The organism is Epilithonimonas tenax DSM 16811 (assembly GCF_000428485.1).
Taxonomy (GTDB): domain Bacteria; phylum Bacteroidota; class Bacteroidia; order Flavobacteriales; family Weeksellaceae; genus Epilithonimonas; species Epilithonimonas tenax.
This window is the reverse complement of the sequence record NZ_AUAA01000011.1, coordinates 1-17,618: the sequence shown is the minus strand read 5'-3', so window position 1 is coordinate 17,618 and position 17,618 is coordinate 1. Positions and strand designations below refer to the sequence as shown.

Annotated in this window: 17 protein-coding genes; 6 read left to right on the top strand and 11 right to left on the bottom strand. The window is 38.9% G+C overall.

Annotated features, from left to right (window positions below; genetic code table 11):
- Positions 1-5: 5 nt before the first annotated feature.
- From F564_RS0107255 to F564_RS0107210, 10 genes are all read right to left on the bottom strand, one after another.
- Entirely contained in the window at positions 6-779 is a 774-nt protein-coding gene (locus tag F564_RS0107255; RefSeq protein WP_028122040.1) for a TatD family hydrolase, read from the bottom strand.
- Between the two features lie 73 nt (positions 780-852).
- On the bottom strand, positions 853-1,806 hold the full coding sequence (locus F564_RS0107250) for a GSCFA domain-containing protein (protein WP_028122039.1): 954 nt from the start codon (positions 1,804-1,806) through the stop codon (positions 853-855).
- An 86-nt stretch (positions 1,807-1,892) separates the two neighbouring features.
- Positions 1,893-2,864: a polyprenyl synthetase family protein gene (locus tag F564_RS0107245; protein ID WP_028122038.1), complete on the bottom strand. Its 972-nt coding sequence runs from the start codon at positions 2,862-2,864 to the stop codon at positions 1,893-1,895.
- A 149-nt stretch (positions 2,865-3,013) separates the two neighbouring features.
- Positions 3,014-4,156, bottom strand: coding sequence for an inorganic phosphate transporter (locus F564_RS0107240; RefSeq protein ID WP_028122037.1), 1,143 nt, complete (start codon positions 4,154-4,156; stop codon positions 3,014-3,016).
- Between the two features lie 24 nt (positions 4,157-4,180).
- The gene (locus tag F564_RS0107235; RefSeq protein WP_028122036.1) at positions 4,181-4,819 is read right to left on the bottom strand and encodes a DUF47 domain-containing protein; all 639 of its coding nucleotides are present in this window, start codon (positions 4,817-4,819) and stop codon (positions 4,181-4,183) included.
- A 151-nt stretch (positions 4,820-4,970) separates the two neighbouring features.
- Complete coding sequence (locus F564_RS0107230) at positions 4,971-6,713, bottom strand: DEAD/DEAH box helicase (protein ID WP_028122035.1); 1,743 nt, start codon at positions 6,711-6,713, stop codon at positions 4,971-4,973.
- A gap of 376 nt (positions 6,714-7,089) precedes the next feature.
- Positions 7,090-8,508 (bottom strand): L-serine ammonia-lyase, encoded by a 1,419-nt coding sequence (locus F564_RS0107225; RefSeq protein ID WP_028122034.1) that lies wholly within the window; start codon positions 8,506-8,508, stop codon positions 7,090-7,092.
- A 373-nt stretch (positions 8,509-8,881) separates the two neighbouring features.
- Positions 8,882-9,523 (bottom strand): alpha/beta hydrolase, encoded by a 642-nt coding sequence (locus tag F564_RS0107220; RefSeq protein WP_028122033.1) that lies wholly within the window; start codon positions 9,521-9,523, stop codon positions 8,882-8,884.
- Positions 9,524-9,592: 69 nt separating this feature from the next.
- Positions 9,593-10,159 carry a YceI family protein gene (locus F564_RS0107215; protein WP_028122032.1) on the bottom strand — a complete coding sequence of 189 codons (567 nt, stop codon included), beginning with the start codon at positions 10,157-10,159 and terminating at the stop codon, positions 9,593-9,595.
- Between the two features lie 176 nt (positions 10,160-10,335).
- Positions 10,336-10,908: a porin family protein gene (locus F564_RS0107210; RefSeq protein WP_028122031.1), complete on the bottom strand. Its 573-nt coding sequence runs from the start codon at positions 10,906-10,908 to the stop codon at positions 10,336-10,338.
- 217 nt (positions 10,909-11,125) lie between these two features.
- Here F564_RS0107210 and F564_RS0107205 point away from each other — a divergent pair, with 217 nt between their 5' ends.
- From F564_RS0107205 to F564_RS0107190, 4 genes are all read left to right on the top strand, one after another.
- The gene (locus F564_RS0107205; protein WP_034981041.1) at positions 11,126-12,493 is read left to right on the top strand and encodes a DUF1800 domain-containing protein; all 1,368 of its coding nucleotides are present in this window, start codon (positions 11,126-11,128) and stop codon (positions 12,491-12,493) included.
- An 11-nt stretch (positions 12,494-12,504) separates the two neighbouring features.
- Positions 12,505-13,701, top strand: coding sequence for a DUF1501 domain-containing protein (locus F564_RS0107200; protein WP_028122029.1), 1,197 nt, complete (start codon positions 12,505-12,507; stop codon positions 13,699-13,701).
- Positions 13,702-13,835: 134 nt separating this feature from the next.
- The gene (locus tag F564_RS0107195) at positions 13,836-14,258 is read left to right on the top strand and encodes an organic hydroperoxide resistance protein (RefSeq protein WP_028122028.1); all 423 of its coding nucleotides are present in this window, start codon (positions 13,836-13,838) and stop codon (positions 14,256-14,258) included.
- Positions 14,259-14,319: 61 nt separating this feature from the next.
- Positions 14,320-14,748, top strand: coding sequence for a MarR family winged helix-turn-helix transcriptional regulator (locus F564_RS0107190; protein ID WP_028122027.1), 429 nt, complete (start codon positions 14,320-14,322; stop codon positions 14,746-14,748).
- A 54-nt stretch (positions 14,749-14,802) separates the two neighbouring features.
- On the opposite strand, the gene F564_RS0107185 is transcribed toward F564_RS0107190, so the two are convergent.
- Positions 14,803-15,825 carry a 3-oxoacyl-ACP synthase III family protein gene (locus F564_RS0107185; RefSeq protein WP_028122026.1) on the bottom strand — a complete coding sequence of 341 codons (1,023 nt, stop codon included), beginning with the start codon at positions 15,823-15,825 and terminating at the stop codon, positions 14,803-14,805.
- Positions 15,826-16,406: 581 nt separating this feature from the next.
- Here F564_RS0107185 and F564_RS0107175 point away from each other — a divergent pair.
- Together F564_RS0107175 and F564_RS0107170 are read left to right on the top strand one after the other, a co-directional pair.
- Entirely contained in the window at positions 16,407-17,309 is a 903-nt protein-coding gene (locus F564_RS0107175; RefSeq protein WP_028122025.1) for a magnesium transporter CorA family protein, read from the top strand.
- Between the two features lie 5 nt (positions 17,310-17,314).
- Entirely contained in the window at positions 17,315-17,590 is a 276-nt protein-coding gene (locus tag F564_RS0107170) for an endonuclease/exonuclease/phosphatase family protein (protein WP_028122024.1), read from the top strand.
- The last annotated feature ends 28 nt before the right edge of the window (positions 17,591-17,618 follow it).

Genomic DNA, 17,618 nt, shown 5'->3' with positions numbered 1-17,618 from the left:
GTATTTTATGATTGATTGAAACCAAATATTTTTAAAGCATTCTCTGTCGTGATCCTATCAATCTCAGAAAAATCTTTTCCGTAAATATCAACCAATTTTCCAGCAATCAATTCCATATATGAGCTTTCGTTTCTTTTACCACGACAAGGAACAGGCGCGAGATAAGGAGAATCTGTCTCCAAAACAATTTTATCCAGCGGAATTTGATTCAGGAATTGATCGATCTTTCCATTTTTAAATGTTACTACTCCACCAATTCCTAAAACAAACTGAAGGTCTATGGCGTGATTGGCTTGTTCAAGATTTCCAGAAAAACAATGGAAAATGCCGCGCAATTTTGGATGTTTTTTTCTCTCCAAAACTTCAAACGTCTCATCAAAACTATCTCTGGAGTGGATCACAATCGGAATATCTTTTTCAATTGCCCAATCAATCTGTTGTTCGAAAGCATTAATTTGAATATCCAAAGTTGATTTGTCCCAATACAGATCAATCCCAATTTCACCAATGGCTACAAAATCTCTTTGATTAAAATAATTTTGCACCAGTTGCAACTCGTTTTCCCAGGAATCTGGCTGCACAGAACAAGGATGCAGTCCCATCATAGAAAAGATCTTGCCAGGATATTCGGTTTCCAAAAGAAGCATTTTCTGATGTGTTTCGGAGTCAATTGCCGGAAGGAAAAATTGCTCCACGCCTTTGTCCATCGCGCGCTGGATCATCTCTTCACGATCTTCATCAAATTGCTCGGAATATAAATGAGTATGTGTATCTATCATTTTTCGCTTATTAGTTGTTGGTTGATTGTTGTGGGCTATCAGAAGAGTGCTATCCACTAATAACCAACAACTATCATCCAAATATTTTATGCTTCACCTTTTTCTGCTGATCAAGGATTTTTTGATTGATTTTTTGTAAAAATTCCTGATATTTAGGATTTTTATCGTCATTGGTTTTGTGATTCAGTGCCGCAAGGATTTTATTATTTTCATTAATGAAAACCTTGGTCTCATCTGTAAAGTAAGCATTTCCAAACTTTTCCCAGATGTACTGTACAGCCTGAGAATTGGGATGAATCATATCATCCTTATAAAATCGATAATCACGGAGATCATCCATCATCAACTCGTAAATTGGAAGATAATGGCAATTTTCCTTACCCGAAATAGACTCGTGAATGGCAGTCATAAGTTTCGATTTACTTAATTGATTCTCAACAATACCATCTTTTGTATGACGAACCGGCGAAACGGTGAACAAGATCTGAACATCTTTTTTACAAATATCTTTCAGAATATCAATTGTTTTGATGATAGATTCCGTTAACTCCTGATGGCCTAGAAACCGCTTTTCAAAAAACTTCTGCGGAATCTTGTGACAGTTGGCTACCAGTTTTTTCTTCGGTAGAAATTCATAAATATAAGACGTACCGAATGTGATGATTACAAAACTGGTGTTCTGCAAAAACTGGTTGGCTTCTTCAATTTTTCTATTGATTAATTCCAATGATTGTTTGGCAGACCGCGCATCAAAAGAGGAATGATGATCCAGGCTGATGTAATTTTCATTGGCCAGAATCAAATCGTTTTCCTGATATTCCTTAGCATCATAAATCTGCTGAATCGCATGGTTAATAGAATACGGATTGAAAATCGTCCCGAAAGGATTGTTCAAAGACTGGATTTGACCTTCGGAAAATTTCTCGTGCATCTCCGCCGCAAAACACGATCCCATAGAAAAGATGCAATCATCCGTTCCTATTTTTCTCTCACTTACATTAATATCTACTTCTGTCCTGAATTTCATTTCTTTAAAATGTAACCAATTATCAATGTATAACTTTACCAATGTTAAAAATTATTGTTGGACTGGCAAACTGATACATTATTATATTAAGATTCTCTTCTCAAGAGGTAATTTGCCAATTCTCGGAATGGTAATTTTTTCTCATCTGGAAGATTAATGGTGTCAAGGAAACTTTGTCCAATCTCGTTGTGCTTTTGAATCAGTCTAAGAACTTTGTCATCCACTTTTGTTCTCCGGAAGATCTTCTCGACGCTGTAAACTTTGTCAACATTATCTGTTTTTTTCGAATACCAATAATTGAGTTCAGATAACTCTTCAGGATTGGCGTGTTCCAGAGCCAATAGATAAAGAATGGTTTTCTTATTTTCGTATATATCACCAGCGTGCTTTTTGCCAAACTGCTCCTGATTTCCGAAGACATCCAGGTAATCATCCATAATCTGGAAAGCAATCCCGATGTGTTTTCCGAAGTTGTACATCGCTTCTGCGTCTTCTTCCGACGCTCCTGCAATCAGTGCTCCGATTTGAAAAGAAGAGGCACTCAAAACCCCAGTTTTGAAAGTGATCATTTGGATATAATCATCGTATGTCACATTCGACATATTTTCGAAATTGATATCAAACTGCTGACCTTCGCAAAGAACAGCGCCAGTTTCAGAAAATATTTTGATGCATTTTTTGAATAATTCCGGTTCCAGATCTTCAAAGAATTGGTACGCTTTGATCAGCAAGGCATCGCCGGAAAGTATTCCAACATTAATTCCGTGAAGAGTGTGGATTGTTGGTTTGTTTCTCCTCAATGGTGCTTCATCCATAATATCATCGTGGATCAAGGTAAAATTATGGAAAAACTCGATGGCTAAAGATGGTTTCAAAGCCTTTTCCAAATCACCTTTGAAAAGATCGCAAGCCATAAGCAACATAATAGGACGAAGCCTCTTGCCACCGTGAGAGATGATGTAATTCATTGGATGGTACAACTCATCCGGCTTATTGGTAAAAGTGTATTTTTCGATAGCGTCTGCTACAATTTTTTGATACTGATCTAGAAACTCCATTTAAAAACTTGTTTGACGCAAAAATACAATTTTTAAAAATGTTTTACCAAGATTTTGAATCTTGTTTTTGAGGTTTTATGTCGCATTTTGGTCATAAAAAAAAGCTTCCCAAAACTGGAAAGCTGTATTTTTAATAATTGATTTAAAATTTAAAAAATCAATACCACAAGAAGATAAGTAATTCCTGCAACAATCGCGCTGATAGGAATCGTAAGAATCCAAGCCCAAAGCAAACTTACGGTAATTCCCCATCTTACGGCTGAAACTCTTTTTGTCAATCCAACGCCTATGATTGCTCCTGTCACAGTGTGTGTCGTAGAAACAGGTATTCTCAATTGTTCTGTAATGAAAAGCGTGATTGCCCCTGCTGTTTCCGCAGCTACACCTTCTAATGGCGTCACTTTGGTAATCCTGGTTCCCATCGTCTTAATGATCTTCCAACCACCACTCATTGTACCCAAAGCGATTGCTAAGAATGAAACTACTGGTACCCAAAGATAATGTTCTGCAAAGAAGTTGAATCTTTCAGCTTCCGGAATATTAAGATACAATGGATCTTTCATCATGTTCACATGGAAATAGATCATCGCTGCTCCTATGATTCCCATTACTTTCTGGGCATCATTGGTCCCATGTCCAAGGCTAAATAAGGCTGAAGAAACCAACTGTAACTTTTTGAAAACACGTTCCGCTTTATGTGGATTCGCTCTTTTACAGATATTAACGATAATCAAGGTGATGATAATAGAAATCGCCATACCAATAAGCGGCGCCATAAAGATGAACAAGAAAATAGGGATGACCACTTTGTACTTGACCACATTCTGCGTAAAAAGCTGCACAAATGCCTGATAGGCCTTTTCGAAGAATGAATAATCTGGATGTGTGATCGCGATCAAATGATAATCCGTGATCAAAGCGTGCATCAATGCTGCTCCGATAAATCCACCGATCAACGTGTGGGATGATGAGGATGGGATTCCAAACCACCAAGTCAATAGATTCCAAGCAATGGCAGCGATAAGACCCGAAAAAATAACTTCCAGGGTGATGAAATTCTCATCCACCGTTTTGGCAATCGTATTACCAATTTTGAATTCGCCTACGACGTACGCGGCAATGAAAAACGCTGCAAAATTCCAAAATGCGGCCCAAAGGACAGCTTGAAAAGGTGACAGTACTTTTGTGGAAACAATGGTTGCGATGGAGTTAGCTGCATCGTGAAAACCATTGATATAATCAAATATTAACGCAAGAGCGATAATGATAATGAGTAGAATTGGAAAATCCATTCGTTTATTTTTTGATACTGCTTTTTAAGCGTATTTGATAACTATGCTCTCCATGGTGTTGGCAACATCTTCTGCTTTGTCTGTAACGATCTCCAGATAGTCCAGGATCGATTTCTGTTTGATAATCAACAATGCATCATTGGTCTCAAATAACTTCACGATAGCCTGGCTCAAAACATCATCTGCGATATTCTCGTAAGAATTGATCTTGATGCAAGATTCTCTAACCTCATTTGGATTTTTGAAATCTTTTAAGTTTTCCAACGCTTTCTTGATTTCGATACAACATTTGTAGATCAAAAGAGAAAACTCTGTGTAAACTTTATTTTCCGGGCTTTTATATAAGTAAATATATTTTGCAGAAGCGTATATATAATCAGCTATATCATCCAATCCAGAAGCCAAATAGTTGATATCCTCTCTATCAAACGGCGTTATAAAGTTTTCACCTAGCTGCACATAAATCTCGTGAGTCAAATCGTCTAATTTATGCTCGTAATCACTCATTTGATTCAACAACGTTTCATCATTGATATCAAATTCCAGCAATCCGTCGTGAAATGTTTTTGACATCTCTACCAAGTTGTCTGCCACACGAAGAAACAGTTCAAAAAAGATTTTATCCTTAGGCTGAAACGCTCTGAAAAGATTACCTATTCCCATTATTTTTGTTTAATTTGTGCAAATATGACCAAAAAACAAAAGGCAACGGAAATTTTTATGTTAATTAATTATTAAGATTAAAAAACACAAAAACCTGCTGATTAGCAGGTTTTTACGTATTTCATTTTTATTTAACTTTCTGTTTTTTTACTTATTGAGCTACTTCTGCTCTCATTTCTTTTCCCCGAAACTTCATACTAGTCAATCCATCCATAACCTCATTCTTGTACGACTTTTCAATTTCGAAGAAACTGAATTTGTCAAGAATTTCGATCTCGCCGATGTCAGCTCTTTTCTTGGATTTAGAAGTCGCTTTATTAATGATCTCCAGCATGTCAACTTTCTTCAATTGGTCTCTTTTTCCAAGATTGAAGAAAAATCTTACCATATCTTCATTGTTACGTTTTGGCTTACGGTCTCTACCGCCATTTCTATCGCCTCCACGGTCTCCTCTATTATCTCTGTCTCGGAAAGAACCACCATCTCTGGATCCTCTGCTGTCTCTGTCTCTGCTGTCTCTGTCTCTGCCATCTCTGTCTCTTCTTCCTGGTTTCTCGTCTCTACCAGCACCGAATTTCTGATCAGCAAGATCATTACTATTCTGGTAGTAAAGTGCCATTTCTTTCAATTGGAATTGCAATAACTGGCTCACCAACTGCTCTTTTGTAAACGCTGAAAGATCTGGGATCAAGCTTTCGTCAAAATCAATAACATCTACATGTTCTGTCAATAATTTTTCGAAAACACCACCTACCTGAGCTTTGATAATTTCTTTTCCGGTAGGGATTTTCTTTTCTACCATCTCGATCTTGGTTTCCGCCTTGATCTGTTTCATTTTTCTGCTTTCCTCTGGTTTTGCCAAGGTCATGGAGATCCCGTTTTTACCAGCACGTCCTGTTCTTCCACTTCTGTGAACGAAAACTTCCGGATCATCTGGTAAAGAGAAATGGATCACGTGCGTCAAAGAGTCCACATCCAAACCTCTGGCCGCCACGTCTGTAGCGACTAGAATATCGATGTTTTTCAGTCTGAATTTCTTCATCACCGTATCTCTCTGAGCCTGAGAAAGATCACCGTGAAGGGCATCTGCCGCATAACCATTCTGCATCAAGAAGTCTGCAACCTCCTGAGTTTCCATTCTTGTTCTACAAAAGATGATAGAATACTGGTTTGGATTGGCATCGATAAGTCTTTTAAGAGCTTCTTTCTTCTGCCTGTAACCTACCACATAAAATTCGTGAAGAATGTTTTTCTTTACCTCATTGACAGACCCAACAGAAATCCTGTGCGGTGTTGTCAAATAGTTTTTAGAAATACGTTCTACTTCTTTGCTCATTGTAGCAGAGAAAAGGAATGTCTGTTTTGTATCTGGCGTTTCTCTAAGTATGGTTTCCAAATCATCTTTGAAACCCATAGAAAGCATTTCGTCAGCTTCGTCTAAAACTACCCATTGTGCTTCAGAAAAGTCCAATGCTTTTCTGTTGATCATGTCAATCACACGTCCTGGAGTTCCCACGATGATCTGTGGTTTGTCTCTAAGAGATTTGATTTGATCCATAATACTGCTTCCACCATAGACTGCTGTAGTCTTGATGTCTCTAAGGTATTTAGTATAGTTTTTGATGTCTTTGGTAATCTGGAGGCAAAGTTCTCTAGTAGGGCAAAGGACCAAAAATTGGATTTTACGACTTTTGTCGTCTATCATATCCAAAATCGGAAGCGAAAACGCTGCTGTTTTGCCTGTTCCTGTTGCCGCAAGTGCGATAAGATCGCGTGTATCTGTGGAGATAAAAGGAATAGTCTGTTTTTGGATTTCTGTCGGCTCTACGAAGCCGAGGTCGCCAATCGCCTGAAGTACTTCAGCGCTAAGATTGGATTCCGTAAATAAATTCATTTAAAAAGATCGTCTAATAATTGATGCAAAGATACACTTTTTATTTTTGATAACAAAACGACTTCTTTTTTAACAATTCCTTATTACAGAAAATTAATATTGGGAAGATAGATAGTGAAACTAATAAAAGTATAATCCGAGGCATTAGAAACACTAGTTAAAATTATTTCCTCACGACTTTTAAATGTCAGTCTGAGGCTCTCGAAGACATAAAAAATCAAAATCCAAGGGATTTTTCCAAATACATAATAATTGGAAAATTTTCTTTAAAGAAGATCTATAATATTTTAGCCTTTCTTCAATATGGAAGCTTCGCTGAATTTTATATGTCTTCGAGAACCTCAGACTGACAAACTATTAATCATCTTCAAAATAACTAACACTCTGCCACATTCACGGCAACAGCCAAACCACCTTCTGAGGTTTCTTTATATTTGGAATTCATATCCAATGCCGTTTCCCACATCGATTTGATGACACTATCCAAAGACACTTTTGCTTTCGAAGGATCGCCGTCCAATGCTAGAGATGCAGCCGTTATAGCTTTCATTGCGCCCATAGAATTCCGCTCGATGCATGGGATTTGAACCAAACCGCCAATCGGGTCGCAAGTCAAACCGAGGTGATGTTCCATGGCTATTTCCGCCGCCATCAAAACCTGCGCTGGCGTTCCGCCGGAGATTTCTGTAAGTCCAGCTGCGGCCATTGCTGATGAAACGCCTACTTCTGCCTGACAGCCACCCATGGCTGCGGAAATGGTCGCATTTTTTTTGAACAGAGTGCCAATTTCGCCTGCAACCAAGAGGAATCTCACAATATCTTCTTCAGAATTAAATTCGGTGAAAACCTGCGCATACATTAGAACAGCTGGGATCACGCCACTTGCACCGTTTGTAGGCGCTGTAATAATTCTGCCAAAAGACGCATTTTCTTCATTGACAGCGAGGGCAAAACATGAAACCCATTTGGTCACAGAGCTGAAGGTTTTCTGGTCGTTTTTCACCATTTCGAACCACTCGTTTTTATTTTTGTAAATCTGTGTTCCCAGGAGTTTTTCATTCATTTCGAAGGCGCGTCTTGTAACATTAAGTCCGCCGGGAAGAATGCCTTTCTTATTGATGCTTTTGTACACGCAATCCTTTATATGATCCCAAATCTCTAATGCTTTCTGTCGTGTTTCTTCGTGGGTTCTCCAGGATTCTTCGTTATGAAAAACCAAATCGGAAATTTTTCCAAGCTTCAGTTTTTCGACATATTTTAGAATGTCGCTGCCGTGGTGGCAAGGATAAAGGGTACGGACACAACGGTCTTCCATCGAATTATCTTCTGTGGTAGCGACAAATCCACCACCTACTGAGTAATAATCCTGACTGAGTTCTTCTCCGTTTTCAAAGATGACTTTAAAGATCATTCCGTTGGGGTGAAAATCCAAAGATCTTTCCTTGTTAAGGATCAGATGATGGCCGTACAAAAATGGCACCCAAACTTCTCCACCTAGTAAGATTTGTGCTTCTGCTCTTATTTTGTTGATTTTGTCATCAATCTTATTGGTATCAATGGTTCGAAAGTTTTCGCCGCTGAGGCCTAGCATTCCGGCAATATCTGTCCCGTGGCCAACGCCTGTTTTTGCCAAGGAGCCAAAAAACTCAACGAAGACTTCTTTCACATCCTGCAAGGAATGCTTACTTTGGACCAGATCCAGAAACATTTTTGCGGCGTTCCAAGGTCCCATTGTGTGGGAAGATGAGGGTCCGATTCCGATTTTTATGATATCAAAAACACTGATAGATTCCATTAAAACAAATTGATTGCGGTAAAAGTAATTGATTTTTGAAGTTTATGCAATTTTAAATTTTAACTAAGTCAAGAATTGAGCTACAAAAAAGATTAAACCTAAAGAGTCCACAAAAATTTTCACTAGTTATTAAACATATTTTAAGGTTCGCAAGGGCGTAACACTTACCAAAGAAACATAGCTACATAGTATAGCGATTTCTGTAGAATGATAAAAATGTATTGGATACTGACTGTGGTTTTGGATCCGAATCCGCAGCCCGACTTGAACGGAAATCCTTTTTTGTGTGATTCGAGTTCGATTTATACTGGCATCGTCTACAAAAAAGATTGGGAGTGGAAGGCGGAAAAGCTGCCCAAAACACGGATCAAATTTAAACAAAAATCGTCTTCAGAATCTCGGAAACTTCTTTGTGCTTGGTCACCGGGAAAAGGTGGGTTGCATTTTTGATGACGAAATCCGGTTGGGAGTTTTTGAGCGGGAACACGATGTCTTTGTCCGCTAGGATCTGAATAACGTCTGGGATCTTATCAAACTTCCAATGGGCGACTTTGTCCATAGACCACTTGAGGTAATACGGATCTTTGACCCGGAAATACTGTGTGAGTTTTGGGTTTTTGGGATCAAATAATTTTCTGAAAAATGCATAGAAAACCGTGCTGCTGTCACTGAAAACCCGGAGCGGAATGTATTGGATCGCATTGGTCTTTTGACCAGCTCTGATGAGTTTTGATTTTTCTGCATCGCAGCGGATACTCCCCAAAATGACGATTTTTTTCGCAGGTTTTATCTTGTGAATTTCCTGAACGATAATGCCACCAAAGGAATAACCCAAGAGATAAAAATCTTCGGAATCATCGATGGATTCTGACATTCTCGTGACATAGTCGGAAAACTCTTCATTACGATTTGGAATCAGCCAGGGAATGTGAACGACCTCAATGCGTGGATTGAAAGTGAGTTTTTCCAGGACTTTTTCGTCTGCGCCGAGACCGCTGATGGTATAAAGTTTCATTATTCAAATTTAACAACAAAAAAAGAGCAGAAAAAATCTGCTCTTCAAAATTATCTATTTTGTGTCAAATTATTTTACGCTGATTTTTACTTTCATATCCACCTCATCTTTGACCATGACATCTTGCATTGTAGATTTGTAAGCCACATCAAATTTCTGTCTGTCGAAGGAGAATTTGTCAGACTCCAAAGTCACAAGACCTTTGGCAGAAGTGATCTTTGCTGGGAAAGAAACTGGTGCTGTTTTTCCTTTTACTGTCAAGTTTCCGTTCACGACAAAGTTGTAATCTTTGTTTGTGTTTTTCTTTACAGAAGTGATTTTGTAAGTCGCAGTTGGGAATTTTTCCACTTCGAAAAAATCACCATTTTTCAGGTGACCGTTTAGTTTACTTTGGTATTCTCCGGTAAGATCTGTAGCAGTCAAACTGGTCATATCCAATACGAAAGTTCCACCTACCACTGCTCCGTTCTTAAGAACAAGGTTTCCAGATTTTACGTTTACAGTTCCGTCGTGAGAAGATGCTTCTGTTTTAGCGATTTTATAACCCCACCAGTGTACGTCTGAGCTTGTCACTTTTTTTGTTTGTCCGAAAGCCAGTCCGCTGACCAATACTGCAAGTAATGCTACTTTTTTCATTGTTTTTTAATTTTTTTAATGATGCAAATCTACTTAGAATCAATCAAAATAAATGTTGATGTATGATAAGTTTTTAAAAAATAAAGCCCTCATCCGAAAATGAAGGCTTCATATATTGATGTTTTTTGAAAAATTTTTTGATTTCCTCGATCCTAAAAGGATGAAAAAATTAGGATTTACTTACCTAATGGAATATTGTAACTGAATCCTACACCAATCGCTCCAGCGTTATAATCCTGATCACCAATTTGGCCTTTATCTCCTGTAAATGTTTTGTTGTACTGCGCAAAGAAGTTCCAGTCACGGTTGTGGTAACCAATTTCAGGTTTGATGTAGAAACCGCCATCTGGTCTTGCTACACTGAAATTTTCTGCCACTTGATCATCTCCAACGATGAATCCGTAACCCACATCAGCTCCGAAATAGAATCCCATTTCTTTTGGATACACTCGGAAAAGTGCAGCAACAGGAATAACACCGAAATCGTTATTTTTAACTTCTACGCCGTTCTGCATTCTATCTTTTCCAAAATAGTTATTGTAACCTGTCGCAATACCTAAACCAAAACCTGGAGTCACCAAGTGCTGGTAAGATAAATCCACACCTAGATTTGCTGCTGTATTTCCACCTGTTGAAACACCACCGTTCAAACCTACTTTTAACATATTAGTCATATTAGCACTTTGTGCAGACAATAATCCTCCTGCCAAAATCCCAGCTCCTAATATTAATTGTTTTAAAGACTTCATATTTTTAAATTTTAAATTTTACAAGGTACTTACTTGTAAATACCGTGCCAAAAAAGCAAATTGTTTGATCAATCTAACATTATCAAAATTAATATTCTAATTTTCAATATTTTAAAATCATAATTAAATATTAAAATTTATTCACCAACCCATATTTTCACCATTCTTGCTTTAACAAAAGCAGATTTTGACAGTCAAACAAAAACATATCACGCTCATGAATAATTTCCTCCACAATAAACACTTGCTTGCCAGAGCGGGTTTTGGCATTCATCACAATGATATTGAGAAACTGAAAACCGCCAGCCATAAAACACTTTACCAGCAACTAAAATCAGTTTCTGACTACAAACCAATCGGTATTACGGCTTATCAACTTTCTTATCCGCAATATCAGGAAATGGCCAAATCGGGCGATAAAAAACCAGTCAATCTCTACAACAAAAACCACAATGCAGCCATAGGAAAAGCTTGGCAGGATCTAATGATCAACAGCCAGAGTCAGCTTCGAGAAAAAATGGCGCTTTTCTGGCACGGTCATTTTGCGACAAGGATCCAGCAATCGCTTTTCAATCTTGACATTATTAATATTTTCAGGAAGAATGCACTGGGAAGTTTCCGCGAGTTGGTCTTTGAAGTTTCAAAATCGCCGGCGATGCTTACTTTCCTCAATAACCAACAGAACAAAAAAGCGAAACCCAACGAAAATTTCGCCAGAGAATTGATGGAACTTTTCACGCTTGGAAGAGGAAAGCTCTACTCTGAAAAAGACATCAAAGAGTCTGCAAGAGCTTTCACAGGATGGAGTTATGATGAGAATGGCGAGTTTCACGAAAATCTAAAACAACACGATGCTGGGGAAAAAGAATTTCTTGGAAAACGAGGAAATTTTACCGGGAGAGACATTATGAATATGATTCTGGAAAAACCGGAATGCGCGGAATTTATCACCACAAAAATTTACAAATACCTTGTTAACGAAACGCCAGACGATCAATTAATCAAATCATTGAGCCAGAAATTCTACGGATCAGACTATGACATTTTGACTTTATTAGATGAGATCTTCCTCTCTAGCTGGTTTTATTCTGAAAAGAATATTGGTGCAAGAGTCAAATCTCCGATTGATTTGATAGTAGGAATTCGCAGAATAATGCCGATGGATACGAAAGATGGAAACACGATTTACAACTTCGAAAGACTTCTGGGACAACAGCTTTTACAACCGCCCAATGTCGCCGGCTGGCCATCCGGAACGGCGTGGATAGACAGTTCTACCCTATTATTAAGAATGAAAATCCCATCCGTAATGGCAAGCTATAAAACCCTAGATGTAGAACCGAAACCGAATGACGACGTGAATATGGGAAAAAATGAAAACAAAGTGGTCGTGAACAGCAACCAACATAAGATCATCATCCACTGGGAAAGCATTTCCAGGGTTTTGGATGAAGATCTTTTCAGTCTGCTGTTACCAAATCCAACCGAAAAACTCAGAAATACGATCAATCAGTTTAATACTGAAAAAAGCAGAAAGCACCTGATGATTAGTATCATGTCAACGCCGGAATATCAACTTTGTTAAAATAAGCCATTATGATTATCAATAGAAAAACCTTTATAAAAACCAGCAGTTTTGCCGCCGCCTCTTTTCTGTTCCCAAATTTCCTCAATGCGCTCACACTTCCGGAAGCCATTGAGATGAATGGAAAAACCCTCATCATTCTTCAGCTTTCTGGTGGAAATGACGGGTTGAACACGATCATTCCCATCAAAAATGACATCTATTACAGTTCCAGAAATCGGATTTCTATCAAAGCGGACCTGGCGCTTTTGCTGACCGATGAAGCGGCTATCAATCCAAGCCTGAGGTACTTCAAAGAACTATATGACAACGGCGAATTGGCGGCCTTGAACAACGTTGGCTATCCAGAACCGAACAAATCCCACTTTAGAAGTATGGATATCTGGCAATCCGCAAGTGGCAGTCACGAAATCATCAATTCTGGCTGGCTTGGAAGATACTTGGATGAAGCTTGCCACGACTGCACAAATCCGACACAGGCAATTGAAGTTGATGATTTATTAAGTCTCGCAATGAAAGGTGAAAACAAAAAAGCAATCGCTTTGAAAGATCCTAAAAAACTATTCGATAACAGTCAGGAGTCGCTTTATAAAAAACTGGCGGCGGACAATCACGATCACGATCACGATTTGGCGAGTTACCTTTACAATACGCTCGGAAATACGGTCAACAATTCAGAATATATATTTAAAGAAAGCAAAGCGAGACCGACGGACAAAGTTTATCCGGCTACGCAAATTGGAAAAGACTTCAAGACGATTGCTTCGCTCATTAAATCTGATATCAACACGCAAGTTTATTACCTTTCCCTTGGGAGTTTTGATACACACACCAATCAGAATCAAAGGCAGAATCAATTATTCAAAGCCATCGATGAAGCAATTGAAATTTTTGTGAAAGACATGAAAGAAAATGGAAAATTCAATGATGTGATGGTGATGACCTTTTCAGAATTTGGGAGAAGAGTTTCCCAAAATGCAAGCAACGGAACCGACCACGGAACAGCCAACCAAATGTTCTTCATCAGCGGCGGACTAAAGAAAAAAGGACTTCTGAATGCCCTTCCTGACCTTACAAAACTGAATAACGGCGATCTGATCTACACAGAAGATTTCCGAAAAGTCTATGCAACAGTTCTGAAAAGATGGCTGAATACCGATGATCAGAAAATCCTTGGAAAAGATAATGGTTACTATGATTTTATTTAGTTATAAATTCAGAAAACAACATTTATAGTTTACATCAATCATCGTTTTTGATGTAAACATCTATTTATATTGTGCACAATATAATATGACGTCATACATTTGCACCATCAAATAACAATCAAAATAACAACAAAATGAAAACATTGTACACCATTGGCGCAACAGCCACAGGAGGAAGAAACGGAAACGTAAAAAGTGACAACGGCGTTCTTGACTTAGAAGTCAGAATGCCAAAAGGTCTTGGCGGAGCAAATGATGATTTTGCCAACCCAGAAATGCTTTTCGCGGCAGGCTATGCGGCTTGTTTTGACAGCGCATTGAACCTGATCATCAAACAGGGTAAAATAGAAACTGGCGAAACAACCGTTACCGCCAAAGTAGGAATTGGACAAATCGAAAATGGTGGTTTTGGACTGGAAGCAGAATTGCATGCTAACATTCCGGGTGTCAGTATTGAGCAAGCTCAGGACTTGATTGAAAAAGCACATCAAATCTGTCCTTATTCTAATGCAACAAGAGGAAACATCGAAGTCAAACTGACTGTCAGCAATGACTAAATAAATCTGACATCTTTCAGATGTAAGCATTTTGGCCTATGAATTTGAAATAATCCATCCTATGGAAGATCTACTAAAATTGGATAAACAGTTGTGCTTCTCTGTTTATGTTTTGCATCGTGAGATTATGCAGCGTTACCGTCCGATCCTGAAAGACATTGGGCTGACTTATCCGCAATACATTACGATGATGGCGCTTTGGGAAAAAGATGATCTTACCGTGAATCAAGTTGGAGCAATCCTGCAATTGGATAACGGCACTTTGACACCTTTGCTGAAAAGACTAGAATCCAAAGGTTATCTGACCAGAAAACGAAGCACAGAAGATGAACGCGTCGTCAAAATTTATTTGACAGAAAAAGGTCGAAAAACCAAAGAAAAAGCGACTTGTGTCCCTACGGAATTGGCCACAGCAATGCACGTAAATCTTGATGAAATAGAGCAGCTGAAAGCGCTATCAGATAAAGTCGTAAAGCAAATGAATGACTAAAAAAAGAGCTATTTGGCAAACCAAATAGCTCTTTTCGTTTTTATCAAGCCTCAATTAATACTCAAACAAAACACTTCCCCAAGTGAAACCACTTCCGAAAGCGGACATACACACCAAATCGCCACGTTTCATTCTACCTTCCAGGATGGCCTCACTTAGAGCAATTGGAATAGAAGCGGCGGTTGTATTTCCATATTTTTGAATATTCACGAAGACTTTTTCGTCTGGGAGATGCAACAATTGTTGAACGTATTGTGCAATTCTGATATTCGCCTGATGCGGAATAAGTAAATCCAAATCACCAATAGTTTTGCCTGCTTTTTCCAAAGCTTCCAAGATCGTTTCCGGAAAACGCGTCACGGCGTGTTTGAAAACGAAGTTACCATTCATCACCGGATAGATATCTTCAGCCTTCAAAGAATCAGGATTTGAGAGTAAGGTATCACTCCAGCCTAATTTGGTTCCCGGGAATTTCACGGCCAGTTCTTCTGCATATTTACCTTCAGAATGCATATTAACGGCAAGGATTCCGCCTTTGTCCTCATCTTCACTTGCAGACAAAACCACGGCACCAGCACCATCTCCGAAGATCACAGAAACGCCTCGTCCCGCATCCGAAAAATCCAAACCAAAAGAATGGATCTCTGCGCCTACCACCAATACATTTTGATACAAGCCAGATTTGATGAAGGCATCTGCAACGCTCATGGCATAAACAAAGCCTGAACATTGGTTTCTGACATCCAAAGCACCGATGGTATCGCAACCCAACATCTCCTGCAAAAGAACACCGGAACCCGGGAAGTAATAATCCGGAGACAGTGTTGCGAAAATAATATGGTCTATATCTTTGGCCGTCATTTTCGCGTTTTTTAGTGCGATCTCAGAAGCTTTCAGCCCATAATAGGACGTAGATTCTTCTGCGTCTATCCGGTTTTTGCGGTGTCTTCTTTCTTTGATGCCTGTTCTCTCTGTGATCCACTCATCATTGGTGGTCATCAATTTGGAAAGGTCATCGTTTGTTACAATATTTTCAGGAACGTAATGTCCTACGCCTGAGATTACACTTTTGATCATTATTTCATTTTAAAAGTACCTGCAAAAATAATTATTTTATTGCTTACATAGGTTTTTTTATTAGAAGTTAGAATTGATAGGTTGGACAACAGATTGATTCACAATCAAATAAATACGACATAATAGATAGTTCTTTTGTCTTGACACAAAAGGGTCGCAAAGTCAAGACTGGGAAAATCAGCTAAATTTTAAATGAATTCTTAAAAATCCAAACTTGCTGCCAGCGTTTTTTCAGCGCCAGCTTCAAACCGTGGATTTTTATTTTCCGTAATTTCTTCTAAAATTCCTTAACGCTTCTTCCTCTTCCAATGCCGAAGCAGTTGAAAGCTAGAATGGATGACAAATGTTGATTGTTGCGCAGCGCACCCTGCCTTATGTCAACTTTACTATTTATTTTTATGTGAATCGATGAACCAATTCGTTAGGTTTGAACGAAAATCCTTTTTTGCTTCGCCCTCGCCTTCTATTTGAGCTAAAATCCTCTGCAAAAAAAAATTGGAAGAGGAAGGCAGATACAGCTGACCCATAAATTCTGCAGGCTATTTTCACAAAATCATTGTAATTTTATTTAGTTTTGCGATATGCCAATAGAACAGAAATACAAATCAAAGCACTGGGAATGGATCGATGTGATTGCACCGACGGAGGAAGACCTGCTTTTTTTGCATCAGCGGTACCACATCAATCATCTGTTGTTGGAGGATACAGTAGATCCTAACCACCTTCCGAAATATGAAGAAGTGGGCGATGTGAAATTCTTTCTGACCCGTGAAGCGACGGATCTGGAACGCCGGACGCTGAACACCATCAGCGATATCAGCAGCAAACTGGGTATTTTTCTGCTTCCACATCTTATCATTACGACGCATAGAACCAAAAGTAAAAGTATCAACGAACTGTGCTCGGAACTTGATAAAGAAGGTTTTGACACTGTTAAACGGGACGAACTGGCGTTGCGGTTGGCTCTTAAAATCATGAAGAGTTTTGATGACGAAAGCAGCAATCTTCTGGAAATACTGGATGCGATGGAGAACGAGATATTCCTGAAAAACACCAACGACTCCGTGCAGATCCGAAGGCTATATAAAGTAAAACGCAAATCCGGACTCAACACAAGAGTCCTGAATATGTCCGGCGAATGGATCTCGAAGTTCAAAACGCTGGATCTGGAAGATGTACAGGTGATGGATCTTCTTGACAAACAAAAGGATGTAACAGCGGACTATGACCATTTGAATGCGCAGACCACCAACCTCATCTCTATGTTCCTTGCCATGTCTGATCAGAAGGCCAACCAAGTGATGAAACTTTTGGCGATCTATTCGGTTTACTTTTTACCAATCACGTTCATTGCCGGACTGTATGGAATGAACTTCGATAATATGCCGGAACTGCACCATAAGAATGGCTACTTCATCACGGTAGGCGTAATGCTGACCATTGTCGTCGTGACGTTTATCTATATGCGCAGAAAGCGTTGGTAGCCTCTATGAATGCAGAATGGATGATGTTCTACAACGTCGAGAATCTCTTTCCGCCGGATTCGGAAGATGCCGACCTTCCCAACTCAGGATTTCGCAATTGGGACGACTACAAGTACAATCTAAAGATCAGACAACTCAACAAGGTCTTCCGGTTTATGGAGGAAGATTACGGGCAATTACCCTCTATCATTGCTTTGGCGGAGATTGGCGCCAGATCTGTTTTGGATCAATTCCAAAACTTGGGGAGAAAGATAAAAATTAATAATTTTGAAGGATGTTAAATGATGTCGAACTCCTTAAATTATTTTT

Excerpts from the sequence above, each read along its gene's own strand:
- F564_RS0107190 (WP_028122027.1), top strand. The coding sequence starts at position 14,320 with ATGGAAGATCTACTAAAATTGGATAAACAGTTGTGCTTCTCTGTTTAT.
- F564_RS0107250 (WP_028122039.1), bottom strand. The coding sequence starts at position 1,806 with ATGAAATTCAGGACAGAAGTAGATATTAATGTAAGTGAGAGAAAAATA.
- F564_RS0107215 (WP_028122032.1), bottom strand. The coding sequence starts at position 10,159 with ATGAAAAAAGTAGCATTACTTGCAGTATTGGTCAGCGGACTGGCTTTC.
- F564_RS0107195 (WP_028122028.1), top strand. The coding sequence starts at position 13,836 with ATGAAAACATTGTACACCATTGGCGCAACAGCCACAGGAGGAAGAAAC.
- F564_RS0107235 (WP_028122036.1), bottom strand. The coding sequence starts at position 4,819 with ATGGGAATAGGTAATCTTTTCAGAGCGTTTCAGCCTAAGGATAAAATC.
- F564_RS0107185 (WP_028122026.1), bottom strand. The coding sequence starts at position 15,825 with ATGATCAAAAGTGTAATCTCAGGCGTAGGACATTACGTTCCTGAAAAT.
- F564_RS0107170 (WP_028122024.1), top strand. The coding sequence starts at position 17,315 with ATGAATGCAGAATGGATGATGTTCTACAACGTCGAGAATCTCTTTCCG.
- F564_RS0107200 (WP_028122029.1), top strand. The coding sequence starts at position 12,505 with ATGATTATCAATAGAAAAACCTTTATAAAAACCAGCAGTTTTGCCGCC.
- F564_RS0107205 (WP_034981041.1), top strand. The coding sequence starts at position 11,126 with ATGAATAATTTCCTCCACAATAAACACTTGCTTGCCAGAGCGGGTTTT.
- F564_RS0107255 (WP_028122040.1), bottom strand. The coding sequence starts at position 779 with ATGATAGATACACATACTCATTTATATTCCGAGCAATTTGATGAAGAT.
- F564_RS0107245 (WP_028122038.1), bottom strand. The coding sequence starts at position 2,864 with ATGGAGTTTCTAGATCAGTATCAAAAAATTGTAGCAGACGCTATCGAA.
- F564_RS0107210 (WP_028122031.1), bottom strand. The coding sequence starts at position 10,908 with ATGAAGTCTTTAAAACAATTAATATTAGGAGCTGGGATTTTGGCAGGA.
- F564_RS0107175 (WP_028122025.1), top strand. The coding sequence starts at position 16,407 with ATGCCAATAGAACAGAAATACAAATCAAAGCACTGGGAATGGATCGAT.
- F564_RS0107220 (WP_028122033.1), bottom strand. The coding sequence starts at position 9,523 with ATGAAACTTTATACCATCAGCGGTCTCGGCGCAGACGAAAAAGTCCTG.
- F564_RS0107240 (WP_028122037.1), bottom strand. The coding sequence starts at position 4,156 with ATGGATTTTCCAATTCTACTCATTATCATTATCGCTCTTGCGTTAATA.
- F564_RS0107225 (WP_028122034.1), bottom strand. The coding sequence starts at position 8,508 with ATGGAATCTATCAGTGTTTTTGATATCATAAAAATCGGAATCGGACCC.
- F564_RS0107230 (WP_028122035.1), bottom strand. The coding sequence starts at position 6,713 with ATGAATTTATTTACGGAATCCAATCTTAGCGCTGAAGTACTTCAGGCG.